Source organism: Halomonas huangheensis (assembly GCF_001431725.1).
Lineage (GTDB): Bacteria > Pseudomonadota > Gammaproteobacteria > Pseudomonadales > Halomonadaceae > Halomonas > Halomonas huangheensis.
Genome location: NZ_CP013106.1, coordinates 1374734 through 1387212, shown reverse-complemented (window position 1 = coordinate 1387212; position 12479 = coordinate 1374734). Strand labels below are relative to the sequence as shown.

The 12479-nt window shown below is 56.5% G+C and carries 11 protein-coding genes; 7 read left to right on the top strand and 4 right to left on the bottom strand.

Annotated features, from left to right (window positions below; translation table 11 throughout):
- Positions 1–45 precede the first annotated feature (45 nt).
- The 4 genes from amaA to amaB all read right to left on the bottom strand — a co-directional run bounded on the left by amaA (position 46) and on the right by amaB (position 4730).
- Positions 46–1326: an L-pipecolate oxidase gene (gene amaA / locus AR456_RS06290; protein WP_021820514.1), complete on the bottom strand. Its 1281-nt coding sequence runs from the start codon at positions 1324–1326 to the stop codon at positions 46–48.
- 96 nt (positions 1327–1422) lie between these two features.
- Positions 1423–1710 (bottom strand): DUF8026 family protein, encoded by a 288-nt coding sequence (locus AR456_RS06285; RefSeq protein ID WP_021820513.1) that lies wholly within the window; start codon positions 1708–1710, stop codon positions 1423–1425.
- On the bottom strand, positions 1707–3158 hold the full coding sequence (locus AR456_RS06280) for a sodium-dependent transporter (protein WP_021820512.1): 1452 nt from the start codon (positions 3156–3158) through the stop codon (positions 1707–1709). The genes AR456_RS06285 and AR456_RS06280 overlap by 4 nt, the downstream gene beginning before the upstream one ends.
- A 78-nt stretch (positions 3159–3236) precedes the next feature.
- Positions 3237–4730 (bottom strand): L-piperidine-6-carboxylate dehydrogenase, encoded by a 1494-nt coding sequence (amaB, locus tag AR456_RS06275; protein WP_021820511.1) that lies wholly within the window; start codon positions 4728–4730, stop codon positions 3237–3239.
- 124 nt (positions 4731–4854) lie between these two features.
- Here amaB and AR456_RS06270 point away from each other — a divergent pair, with 124 nt between their 5' ends.
- From AR456_RS06270 to AR456_RS06240, 7 genes are all read left to right on the top strand, one after another.
- Complete coding sequence (locus AR456_RS06270; RefSeq protein ID WP_051995774.1) at positions 4855–5799, top strand: LysR family transcriptional regulator; 945 nt, start codon at positions 4855–4857, stop codon at positions 5797–5799.
- A 150-nt stretch (positions 5800–5949) separates the two neighbouring features.
- Complete coding sequence (locus AR456_RS06265) at positions 5950–7203, top strand: 2-aminoadipate transaminase (RefSeq protein WP_021820509.1); 1254 nt, start codon at positions 5950–5952, stop codon at positions 7201–7203.
- Positions 7204–7659: 456 nt separating this feature from the next.
- Entirely contained in the window at positions 7660–8580 is a 921-nt protein-coding gene (locus AR456_RS06260; RefSeq protein WP_021820508.1) for a dihydrodipicolinate synthase family protein, read from the top strand.
- Positions 8581–8626: 46 nt separating this feature from the next.
- Positions 8627–9592 (top strand): Bug family tripartite tricarboxylate transporter substrate binding protein, encoded by a 966-nt coding sequence (locus AR456_RS06255; protein WP_021820507.1) that lies wholly within the window; start codon positions 8627–8629, stop codon positions 9590–9592.
- A 52-nt stretch (positions 9593–9644) separates the two neighbouring features.
- On the top strand, positions 9645–10121 hold the full coding sequence (locus AR456_RS06250) for a tripartite tricarboxylate transporter TctB family protein (protein ID WP_021820506.1): 477 nt from the start codon (positions 9645–9647) through the stop codon (positions 10119–10121).
- A 3-nt stretch (positions 10122–10124) separates the two neighbouring features.
- Positions 10125–11669 carry a tripartite tricarboxylate transporter permease gene (locus AR456_RS06245; protein WP_021820505.1) on the top strand — a complete coding sequence of 515 codons (1545 nt, stop codon included), beginning with the start codon at positions 10125–10127 and terminating at the stop codon, positions 11667–11669.
- Entirely contained in the window at positions 11666–12394 is a 729-nt protein-coding gene (locus AR456_RS06240) for a FadR/GntR family transcriptional regulator (protein WP_021820504.1), read from the top strand. Before AR456_RS06245 ends, AR456_RS06240 begins: the two co-directional genes overlap by 4 nt.
- The last annotated feature ends 85 nt before the right edge of the window (positions 12395–12479 follow it).

Sequence of the window (12479 nt, the reverse complement as noted above, 5' to 3'; positions counted from 1 at the left end):
GATGCCCCGACATGGCACATGGGGAACCATCACAAAGCAGAGGCATCACGTCACCACACGCAAGCACTGCCCAGTGTGATAAAGCGTGAAGCCGCTCTCATAGCCGCAACTCCATGCCGGTCTTGCGCGTACTGGTCGGTAGGAGCGAATCGGCAATGGCAACAGGTCATCGTTTCCGCTGACCAGGTAGTGAGCGAAGCCCTTACCGACGACGGTTCCTGTGGTGACACCGCGGCCGTTGTAACCTGCCACGCCCAGAATTCCCGGTGCAGGCTCGAAAAGACGCAGGGTGTGCTCCGGGGTGAAGGCAATTCTTCCCGTCCAGGTACATTCCCAGTCGACCTTGCCCAACTGCGGAAAATAATGCTGCTGAATGCGATCCGCCCAACAACGAATCCACGGCTTCGGTCGCCCATCACCACGTCCCAGACTGCCCAGGATCAGCCTACCCTCGGCATCGCGACGCATGCTGCTCAATACCATGCGGGTATCCCAAGCCCCCTGCCCCTCGGGCAGAATATCGCCGGCGAGCTCGTCCGGAAGAGGTGGTGAAGCGACCTGAAAGAAGTGGCCCGGGAAGAAGTGCTCACGCACCTGATTCCAGTGATCTTCGGTGTAGGCATTGGTGGCAAACACGACACGCGGGGCTCGAATGCTGCCAACCGTTGAGGAAACCAGCCAATCATCTGCCTGGCGCGTAACGCCTCGCGCCGGGCTATGCGTGAACAGACGTGCGCCCGCTTTCACAGCGGCTCGTGCAAGGCCACGCGTATAGGCTGCCGGGTTGATCGTTCCGGCTCTGCGATCCAGCAATGCCCGCCGGATGCGTTGTGTTCCGACTCTTTGACGACACTCGTCATCCTCGACAAGCTCTACGGGAGCACCACGGCGCACAAACTGCTCCGCCCGCCTCGCCAGTTCCTCTTCGCCCTTGATGTTGTGGGCCAGATGCAGGGTGCCGGTATGCGTCGCATGGCAGTCAATGGCATGCCGCTCGATCAGTGAGAACACCTCCGCCGGCGCGCCACCAAGGAGCGTGTTGGCACGCTCCCCGTCCTCCTGCCCCAGCGTTTCGAGGATATCGTCGGGAGGAATCCACAAACCGGCATTGACCAGTCCGACATTACGCCCCGAACCTCCGGAGGGAATCTCACCAGCCTCGATCAAGGCCACGTCAACTCCTGCCTCGGCAAGGTGAAGTGCTGTGCTGAGCCCGGTAATACCGCCTCCGATCACCACAACCTCAGCTGCACACTCCTCGCTCAGCGCTGCCAGTGTCAGCGCGGCCTCAGGAGAGGTGTCATACCACAGACAACGGTCCTGCATGGAACCTCCCGCCCAGTATTGGTACTGCATTATTGTATTTACCGTTCAACAGCCGCAGCTGTTGAACGGTATTCACGGCTCACTTCAATACCTGACTCAGGCGTCCGGCCAGAGATAGAACTGGCGGGAATTTCGCTGCAAGGAGCGCTGTTGAGCATCAAGGAGCTCACGCATCTCATCGGCATCCTGCCCCTCCGGGTGCCGCCTTATCCAATCCTCGATGTCACGTTGTGCTGCGGGAGAGAAGGGCTCGAAATCCCCCTGCTCCTGCAGCAATACCAACTTGCGATCCTCCTGACGCATCGAATAGACCAGCGCCAGTATGGCAACGCCCCACAGCGCGATGATGGATGCCACCATGACGACGATAGCTGAAGTACTCATGAAACCTGCCCTCCCACAACCTTGCCGGTAGCCTGACGCTCCTCATAGCGGCCCATGATTGCCATGCACAATGGGATCATCAGGGTAAGCACCACTAACCCACTGACTGTCTTGAGCGGTGCATCGCCAAGATTGCTGTAGAGAAAGTACGCCATGATGCCCAGCATGATGAGCGGAATCTGGTAGCGTACTGTCGCTTCCCAGATGCTCGGCACATAGAGATCCGCACCTCGGTTGAGGCTCAGAACGCGCAATCTGTTGGCATCAAACTTCCAGCCGATGGTCACCATGATGATGAAGGTGGCCAGAGGTAATCCCCAATTGCCCAACACGAAATCCAGGTAGCCCAGGATATCGGCATTCATGGCACTCGGGATCCCCAACAACCAGATGAGGCCACAGATCGCCAGCACCGCACGCGTACGCGGTGTCTTGCGCTCCTCGCGATAGGTCGTTACCCCTACCTCAGTGATGGCCAGCGCCGTAGTTAGATTGGCAAAGAAGAATCCCATAAAGAACAGCAACGCCCAGACATAGCCACCAGTCATACTGCCGAAAGCACTGGCCAGTGCGACAAAGGCCAGCTCAGGGCCGGATGTTGGAGAAATGCCAAAGGCAAACACGATGGGAAAGACTGCAAAGACGGCCAACAGACCGAAGCTGGTATTACCGATGGCGGTAAAGACACCTCCACCGAGGGGAATATCGTCGTTACGGCCCAGATAGCTGCCATAAGTCAGGGCGATCCCCCAGCCGAGGCCAGTGGAAAACAACGCCTGGCCGAGGGCAGCCAACCAGGTTTCACCACGAGCGAGATATTCCCAGTTGGGAGAAAAACTGAACTCAAGCCCTGCCAGGGCACCCGGCAAGGTCAGACCTCGGATGGCAATCGCAATCAGTGCTACGGTCAGAGTCGGCATCATCCACTTGGCCAACCGCTCGATGCCGCCCTTGATACCGAAGAGCAGGATGCCAGTCACCATCAGCATGGCGATGCTGTGCATGCCAACATTGAGCGCCGTATTCTGACTGAATGACTGCCATAGGGCCGCAGTGTCAAAAGCCGTCTGAGTGAAGGTGCCAATCAAGGCGTGATAGGCGTAGTAGATCGACCACCCCACGATCGAGGAGTAGTACGACATCAGCACAATGTTGAAGATCAGGATCACCAGACCCAAACCAACGAGACGATTGTTGCCATAGATCCGTCGGAATGTTCCGATCAGCCCCTGACGGGTATAGCGACCAAGGCTGGTTTCTCCCATCAGTCCTGGCACTGCAATCAGGTAGAGCAATACAAAGTAAGCAATAAGAAAGGCGCCACCGCCGTTTTCTCCGGTGACATAAGGCATGCGCCAGATATTGCCAGCACCGACCATTGCGCCGATGACGGCCATCAGGTAGCCAAAACGACTACCCCACTGTTCTCGAGCAATTGTTGTTGTCATTGCATGGCTCCATGACAGGTTGCAGAGAGCACTCTCACGCCTGCCCAGCGCATCAACAGCGCCGGGCAGACGCTACGCTCAGTCGAACTTGATTCCTTGAGCCAGAGGCAGCTCACGAGAATAGTTGACGGTGTTGGTCTGGCGCCGCATATAGCTCTTCCAGACATCCGAGCCAGACTCTCGACCACCACCGGTTTCCTTCTCACCACCGAAGGCGCCACCAATTTCGGCGCCACTGGGTCCGATATTGACGTTGGCGATACCGCAGTCACTGCCCAGATCGGAGATGAAGGCCTCTGCTTCACGCACATCCGTGGTGAAGACGCAGGAAGACAGGCCTTGGGGAACATCATTGTTGAGCGCCAGCGCTTGCTCGAAATCGCTATAACTCAATACGTACAGGATCGGGGCAAAGGTCTCGTTCCTGACCAGATCGTTCTGGGATTCGAGCTCAACGATGGCCGGAGACACGTAATATCCCTGAGGACATGAATCCACCAGTTGTCGCTCGCCGCCAAATACTTTCGCCCCCTGCTGACGAGCACTTTGCAGCACTGATTGCATCTGATCGAACGCTTGCGCATCAATCAGCGGGCCGACCAGATTGCCCTTCATCGGATCACCGATGCTGACGTTGGCATAAGCCTTCTTGATACGCTCGACCACTTCGTCACGCACCGACTCATGTACGATCAAACGACGCAAGGTAGTACAACGCTGCCCTGCAGTGCCCACCGCCGAGAACAGGATGGCGCGTACCGCCATATCCAGATCCGCACTCGGCGCCAGCACCATGGCATTGTTACCACCGAGTTCGAGGATGCTGCGACCGAAACGGGCGGCAACGCGGGGAGCGACCTCTCGCCCCATTCGTGTACTGCCAGTGGCACTGATCAGCGGAACACGAGGGTCGTCGGTGAGAGTCTCACCGGCCTCGTGATCACCGATGATGACCTGGCTGAGCGCCTGAGGCGCATCATCACCAAACTCCTGCATGGCGCGTTCGAGCAGCGCCTGACAAGCCAGTGCACACAACGGGGTCTTCTCGGAAGGTTTCCACAGCAGACTGTTGCCACACACCAGAGCCAGCGCAGCATTCCATGCCCAGGGAGCAACCGGGAAGTTGAAGGCGGTAATCAAACCGATCGGCCCCAGCGGATGCCAGCTCTCCCGCATATGATGCCCCGGGCGCTCGGACGCAATCGTCAAGCCATAGAGCTGCCGAGACTGACCCACGGCGAGGTCACAGATATCGATCATCTCCTGCACTTCGCCCAGACCTTCCTGGTAGATCTTGCCGCATTCCAGTGTCACCAGAGTTCCGAGATCTTCCTTGTGACGACGCAGTTGTTCACCGAACAGCCGGACCAACTCACCACGCCGCGGCGCAGGTATCTCGCGCCAGCTCTCGAAGGCCGCCTGGGCGCGGTCGATACGATCCTGAACCTGTTCACGGCCCTCCAACTGAACACGACCGATCTCACCGCCATCGGTCGGTGAGGTGACGGCATAGCTTCCGCCCCGGTACAGAGACTCAGCAACGCCCAGACGCTGCATGATGGTATCGATCATTATCTTCTCCTGAGGGTGACTCGGCTTGAATACGCAACACCCGCAGTATTGCCCTCAGGCTTGACCCGTCTCAAACGACGTTTTATACCAACATCATTCCTTTTTTTCTTATTCAGAGCACTCCATGAACCGCCGACACCTCCCCACTCTGGCCGCCATGCAATGCTTCGAAGCATCGGCCCGGCATCTGAGTTTCACCCGAGCAGCGGATGAGTTGAGCCTGACGCAGAGCGCGGTCAGCAAACAGGTTGCCCAACTCGAGTCGATCCTCGAACACCCGCTCTTTCGTCGTGTGCGCAAGCGACTGCAGGTCACTCCCGAGGGTTCTCTCTATCTCACTGAAGTACGCAAGGTTCTCGCCCAGGTCGAGATGTCGACACGGTACATGCAGTCCTACGGTGGCCAGAGTGAAGTGCTCAATGTCACTACCCTTCCCACTTTTGGCGCCCGTTGGCTGATTCCGCGACTCAACGGTTTCCGCTTCCGCCATCCCAATGTCTATCTGAACATCAGCAACCGAGTGGAGCCTTTTGACCTTGAGGAGGAGCGTGTCGATGTGGCGTTCTTCTTCGGACATGGCGTCTGGCCCAGAGCCGAATGCGTCAAGCTGCTCGATGAAGAAGTCGTGGCAGTATGCGCACCATCCGCGCTACCGCCCGAAGGTGTAAGAACTCCACTGGATATGACAGGACTGGTGTTGCTGCAGAACGCAACACGACCAGAAGCATGGCATGACTGGTTCGAGGCTCAGGGTTGCTACACACCGCACAGCTATCATGGACCCCGCTTCGACACCTTCTATATGGCGATGCAAGCGGCCCGAGCGGGCTGTGGTGTAGCGCTGGTTCCCCGCTTCCTTGCCGAGGAAGAGTTGCAGACCGGCCAATTGGTGATTCCCTGGTCGTTCTCGCTGGTCAGCAACAGTTCGTATTACCTGGCCTATCCCGAACACAAGGGAGAAGTCAGTAAGGTCAAGGGATTCATCGAGTGGATACTCGAGCACCTCGAGAGTCCGACGCAGGCCACCGGTCTCCAGCGCCCCTGTGTGCCAGCAACGGAAGATGTCTGATGTACCCAGCCTGAATCCGGAGCACGTGATACCCACCTCCACTTGTCAGTCATTTTTGGAATACGTTAGCCAGTTTTTTTCGTTTGTTGCCTCACCCGCAGGTCTGCTTTGATCGCTTCATCATTCCCGATGAACCGACAGGACCTCTGCATGGCCTTCCCTCATATCAGCGAATCTCTGGGTATCATCCATCCCATCTGTATCGAGCGCGGTCGCAATGCCGAGGTCTGGGATGAGAGTGGCAACCGTTACATCGACTTCATTGGCGGGATCGGCGTTCTCAATCTCGGACACGGGCACCCGACCGTGGTCGAGGCGGTCAAGGCGCAGGTGGATAAGCTGATGCACAGTGCCTTCAATGCGGTGCCCCACCGTGGCTACCTGGAAGTCGCTGAGGCACTGAGCACCTTCGTCCCTGTATCCTTCCCGTTGAGCTGCATGCTGACCAATAGCGGTGCCGAGGCCGCAGAAAACGCAATGAAGGTGGCCCGTGCCCACACCGGCCGGCAGGGAGTGATTGCCTTCGATGACGGCTTTCATGGCCGCACTCTGGCCACCCTCAATCTCAACGGCAAGGTAAAGCCGTACAAGAACCGCCTGGGGAACCTACCCGGACCAGTGCATCACCTACCCTTCCCGAGTCGGGACAATGGCATCAGTTCAGCAGAGTCCATGGCGGCGCTGTCACGCCTCTTCGAAGTAGAGATTTCCGCAGATGAAGTCGCGGCTATCATCGTCGAGCCCGTCCAGGGCGAAGGTGGCTTTCGTCAGCTCGATGCCGACTTCGCCGCCCACCTGAGGACACTCTGCGACCAACTCGGCATCGTACTGATCTTCGATGAGATCCAGTCAGGTTTCGGACGCACCGGTAGTCGCTTCGCCTTTTCCCATCTGAACGTGGAGCCGGATCTGCTACTGATGGGCAAGAGCATGGCCGCCGGGCTACCGCTGGCCGCCGTCGCTGGCAAGGCAGAAATCATGAACAGTGTGCCGACCGGAGGACTGGGAGGCACCTACTCCGGCAACGCAGTCGCCTGCGCAGCAGCAAAGACGGTGATCGACCTGATGACAGACGAGCACCTGGGGCAGTGGGGAGAACATCTGGAATCCACCATCATCAACGCACACCGCCAATGGCATGCCTCGGAGCGCTACCCGATGCTCGGCCAGCTCACCGGCGTTGGCGCCATGCGCGGCATCGTCCTCGAAGATACCACCCACGCCACCGGTGCCGAGCACTTGTCTGCCTTGCTGAAAACCGCCCGCGAGCACGGACTACTGCTGATGCCCAGCGGTCGCAAGCGCAATATCCTGCGGCTGCTTCCACCACTCACCATCGAACCGGAAGTGCTCAAGGAAGGACTGACAAGGCTGGAGCAGACGCTGGAGGCATTACGGCCTTGATCGTCACTCGCCCATCCATTGCGACAAGCATGACCAACGCACTCCCGTAATTCGGACAGACAAGCCAGGCCCCCTTCTTCCATGGCCGGAACACTCTCCATTCCGGCCTCTGCCATGGGTCGCTTTTTTCTGCCCGCTCCCTTTCTCTTCCGTGCATCCCTCTCCATGCCTCTCCATGCCTCTCCATGCCTCTCCATGCCTTTCCATCCAGTCAGCAGCCACAGGCAGCCGATGCAACACGCGTGGATCTTCCTTAAAATGACATCACTTGTCATGTTGTAATAATACTTTAGGTGTAGAAACCACACCCAAAAAACACACAATACATTGTTTTATCTAAATAAAATAACAATCACCCATATACCAATTTGTTTGACAAGTTATCATATTGACACCTAATCTTCGAAACCTCTGGAGGTTGACAATGCTCAGCCCTTATCCCGAAGGAGGGTTCCGATGTCCAAGCAAGAATCACGCTCGCGAGTTGAACAGGCCCTGGCAGGAGTGTCTGGCGTGCATGTAACCCCGTATCAGGAAAACGGGCAGATCAATCACCCACTACTGAGCAAGGTCGTTGACGATATCGCGCAGTCAGGCGTTCACAATATCGTCACCGGTGGAAACACCGGAGAGTTCTATGCCCTGACCCTCGATGAGATCGAGACCATCTATCGCCTGGCGGTGGACAGCAACAAGGGAAGAAGCGTCGTCACCGCCGGGGTTGGCCGCAGCCAGGCCGATGCCATTCATCTCACGCACGCGGCTCAGGCGGCTGGGGTCGATGCCATCATGGTTCATCAGCCACCGGATCCGTTCGCATCACCGCGCATGCTGACTTCCTACATCCGCGGTATTGCTGATGAAACCGACCTGCCCATCATCGCCTATGCCCGCAATCCAGGGTTGACGCCTGACGACTTCGCGACGCTGGCCGATATCGACAACGTAGTGGCCATCAAATACGCAGTCCCTGACCCGCTGCGCATGGCTGAATGCATACGGGCTACACAGGGTTCATCTCTACTGTGGATCTGTGGGCTGGCCGAAAGCTGGGCGCTGCCTTTCTATGCCTATGGAGCCAGAGGGTTCACCTCGGGGCTGGTCAACGTCAATGCCGGCCTCACCATGCAATTTCACCGTGCGCTCGAATCACAGCGATGGGAAGAAGCTCGGCAACTGATCGACCTGATCGCTGAGTTTGAAGAAATGCGCACTCTGGAACAGAACGGCACCAATGTGACTGTCGTCAAGGAAGCCATGCGTCTACAGGGAAGCGACGTTGGTCCCGTTCGTCCTCCTGGAGTGGATCGGCTCCACGCCTCCCAGGCTCAGAGCCTGAACAATATTCTCAAGGGCTGGGCATCCACCCCGGCGTAATTCGCTTCTCGACTTCCAACAACAGCAACAACATGGAGATTCGTGCATGCCAACTCACAAACTCATCAACCGGATGGCTTGCTTCATCGGCGCTTCCTTGCTGGCATCATCAGCCATCGCGGCAGACTTCCCTCAACGCGACATCCGCTTGATCGTGCCTTGGGCCGCCGGCGGTGGCACTGATGGTATCTCGCGCAAGATCAGCAATATCGCCGAACAAAGCCTGCCGGTTTCCATCTACGCAGAAAACATCAGCGGTGCGGTCAGCGCCACGGGACTGACTCAATTGATGCGCTCCCGTCCTGATGGCCACACACTCAGTGTACTGACTTACGACAGCGTGATTACCGTACCTCGCTCCGAATTGGTACCGGGCTACTCTCTCGACAAGATGACGCCCATTGCACGCATCACCCAGGAGGCTGATGCAATCGTTGCATCCAAACAGTCCGGTATCGAGAGCCTCGATGAACTCATTGAGACCGCCAAGGCCAAGCCGGGTACCGTTCGCATCGGAGTCATGCCAGAGGGGTCGGGGCCATATCTCGCCGCGCGCCGTTTGGAGAACATGACCGGAGCCGACTTCAACATCATTACCTACCCGGGCGCCGCGGCCGCCGAATCAGAGGCCTTGCTGTCCGGTGAGATCGATGCCGCCATCGCTAGCCTTGGCGACTTTGCCGGACTGATCGAGTCCGGTGACGTGCAAGGTCTGGTGGAGCTTTCCTCCGAACAGAATCCGACCTATCCGGATGTCCCACCGATCAGTGAAGGTGGCATCGATCTGGAATCCGGTAGCTTCATCGTTCTGGTCGCACCAGCCAACACTCCCGAAGACACTATTCAGACGCTGGAAAGCGCCTACCAGGAAGCATTCGAAAGCGATGAATTCCAGCAATGGGTATCGAATATTGGTGTAACTCCAAGCTGGCTTGGGTCTGACGAAGTCGGTGATTGGATGCTCGCTCGTCAAGAGCAGGTGTTCGCACTAATGGACGAGTTGGAACTCTAAATCATGCAGTCTGGCCTCCTCCCAGGGAGGCCTTTCCATCTGGGTGGTCATCATGAGCCAGTACAAGATCAACAAGCTATCTGAAGTTGCCTTTCCATCAGTGTTATTCGCGACTTCTGTCGGATACCTGATATATTCACTGCAGCTTGGGGCGCCGATAAGCGAAGGGCTTCCCAGTCCTTTATTCTTTCCGACGGTGCTTGGAGCAGTTGCCCTTCTGCTGTCAATAACTCTCCTCTATAGAACCATTCGCTCATTCGATACCAGCACCAGAAAAACTGAAGACAAGAAAAGAGCGACAACCGCAAGGCCAGCGTTCGTCGTTATAGCCACCATTGCATACATCGCAATGTTCAGCTATGCCGGATATTTCATATCATCCTTGATCTACCTATTCTTCATCATTTCAATATTTTCCAGCCTCAAGAAGCCACTCATCACAGCAATAGGAAGCATCATTATAACCACCATGGGCCTTGTGGTTTTTGAATACATCTTCCGCATCCGCCTACCAGGCATTCTGGGGTGACATATGGAATTCACGTTTCTCGTTTTCAGTAGTTTTTCAGAGCTCTTCAATCCCATCACTCTGATATATGTCGTATCAGGGTTTCTGATAGGGACGATCTTTGCTGCGATTCCAGGACTGACGGCCACGCTGGCCCTGGCATTATTGCTGCCTCTGACATATAGCCTCGATATCACCACGGCATTGATGGCCTGCGCGAGTATCTACATGGCGGGGATGTGCGGGGGAAGTATCACCGCAACAACCATCAATATCCCGGGAGCCCCATCCTCGATGATGACCGCTCTGGAGGGATACCCGATGCAGCAACGCGGCCAGGGAGCCCAAGCACTGGGACATGCGTCACTGGCCTCGATGATCGGCGGCGGTATCGGAGCAATACTGCTGATCGTGCTCGCTCCCTTTGTCGCTCAGGCATCACTGCTGGTACAGACAGCCGGCAAGTTCTCGCTGATCGCCTTTGCCCTGATCGTGATTGTCATTGCCCAGCGAGGCCGCATTGTCAAAGCCGCGATGGCAGCCTGCCTTGGACTGATGCTGGCAACGATCGGGCTCGACAGCATGGTGCCAATGGCACGTTTCACCTTCGGTACAGAGGCGCTGACCGCAGGCATTGATCTGATGCCGGTCATTATCGGCACTTTTGCCATCAGTGAACTACTGATCCAGGCAAGAGCCGTTAGCGAACACAACCGTCTGCGGCGCGAAGTTCTTCAGGCTCCCGCGATCCGCCGTCGCGACTTCATCCCGCCATTGTCGTCAATTCGTGAAATCGGGATCTGGTGCTACCTCAAGTCATCATTGATCGGTTATCTGGTCGGCACCTTGCCGGGAGCAGGTGGTTCCATGGGCAGCTTCCTTGCCTATGCCGAAGCCGTACGTACATCTCGCCAACCCGAGCGCTTTGGGAAAGGTAATCCTCAAGGCATCGCCGCTGCCGAGAGTGCCAACAATGCCGTCTGTGGCGGAGCTCTGGTTCCGATGCTGACCTTCGGTATTCCTGGTGATCCCATTACCGCGATTGTTCTCGGGGTATTGATCATCAATGGCATCCAGCCCGGCCCCCAGCTCCTCGCCGATCAGGCCGGGCTTATCGCTCCAATGCTGGCTTCGCTGTTGTTCAGCGCCATTGTACTTATTCCGCTCACGTTATTTCTCATCGGGCCTTACTTCATTCGCATCGTCTCGATACGCAAGGATATGCTATACGGCGCAATCGCCCTGCTTGCTGTAGTTGGCAGCTATGTTGCCACCTACTCGGTGTACCAAATGGGCTTGACCCTCGCGCTGGGCGTTCTGGCCTATTATCTGCGCAAGCATGACTATCCAGTCGTCACCCTATTACTGGGGTTCATTCTTGCACCGAATCTGGAGGAATTTCTTAGAAGATCACTGGCACTTTCCCATGGGGATCCGACAATTTTTCTCACCAATATGGACAGTCTTTTCTTCATTGTTCTAACGGTGATTTTTGTCTACTTCCTCGCCATAAAGCGCCCAGTTCAATATAATAGAGACCACAGCAGCACTAGCGGGATTGCCAAATGAGCCTTGATAAGAACAGCATTCTCGGGACACCTCCCCGAAGAGAGAAACTGGCCGATAAGCTTTACGGAAAACTTATGCAGGCCATCATAGATGGTCAGTTCAAGAAAGGTGAGAAATTGCCCTCGGAACACCGCATATGCCAGCACTACTCGGTTTCTCGCCCTGTCGTTAGAGAAGCGCTGATGCGCCTCCAGGCCGATGGCATCATTATTTCTCGTCAGGGCTCAGGCAGCTTCGTGCAACGCATTCCTCCTGCGGGCCTTATTCAATACGCCGATGCCTCGGATGTCTCTCTACTTCTCAAGAGCTACGAGGTCCGAATCGCGCTGGAATGTGAGTCCAGTGCGCTGGCTGCGGAACGACGTAATGAAGGACAACTGATCCAGTTACGCGAGGCACTCAAGGGGATGGAAGAAGACTTCTCGCAAGGCCGTATCGCTAGTGAGGCAGACTTCACCTTCCATATGGTGATTGCAGAAGCTACAGGGAACGATATGTTTCCGAGTATTCTCGAGTCCATTCACATCGATATCGAGAAGGCAATGACCATGGCCTTGAGCATTACAAAAAGCGCCAGCCAGGAACGTATCGACCGGGTCATTGGCGAGCATCGCATGATTCTGGACGCTATCGAGCAGAGAGACAGCGATGGCGCCAGACTGGCCATGCGCCATCACATCAACCGGGTCCGAAAACGCGTCACGGATAACCTCAGCGATACATGAAGCGAGTGGCCCTTGCCGGAAAGTCGGGGCACGGTAACTCATGGACACACGAACCGTGTCGTGACATCAGTAAGCAACCCAGTCC

Coding starts and splice junctions, on each gene's coding strand:
- amaA (WP_021820514.1), bottom strand. CDS start 1,326: ATGCAGGACCGTTGTCTGTGGTATGACACCTCTCCTGAGGCCGCGCTG.
- AR456_RS06285 (WP_021820513.1), bottom strand. CDS start 1,710: ATGAGTACTTCAGCTATCGTCGTCATGGTGGCATCCATCATCGCGCTG.
- AR456_RS06280 (WP_021820512.1), bottom strand. CDS start 3,158: ATGACAACAACAATTGCTCGAGAACAGTGGGGTAGTCGTTTTGGCTAC.
- amaB (WP_021820511.1), bottom strand. CDS start 4,730: ATGATCGATACCATCATGCAGCGTCTGGGCGTTGCTGAGTCTCTGTAC.
- AR456_RS06270 (WP_051995774.1), top strand. CDS start 4,855: ATGAACCGCCGACACCTCCCCACTCTGGCCGCCATGCAATGCTTCGAA.
- AR456_RS06265 (WP_021820509.1), top strand. CDS start 5,950: ATGGCCTTCCCTCATATCAGCGAATCTCTGGGTATCATCCATCCCATC.
- AR456_RS06260 (WP_021820508.1), top strand. CDS start 7,660: ATGTCCAAGCAAGAATCACGCTCGCGAGTTGAACAGGCCCTGGCAGGA.
- AR456_RS06255 (WP_021820507.1), top strand. CDS start 8,627: ATGCCAACTCACAAACTCATCAACCGGATGGCTTGCTTCATCGGCGCT.
- AR456_RS06250 (WP_021820506.1), top strand. CDS start 9,645: ATGAGCCAGTACAAGATCAACAAGCTATCTGAAGTTGCCTTTCCATCA.
- AR456_RS06245 (WP_021820505.1), top strand. CDS start 10,125: ATGGAATTCACGTTTCTCGTTTTCAGTAGTTTTTCAGAGCTCTTCAAT.
- AR456_RS06240 (WP_021820504.1), top strand. CDS start 11,666: ATGAGCCTTGATAAGAACAGCATTCTCGGGACACCTCCCCGAAGAGAG.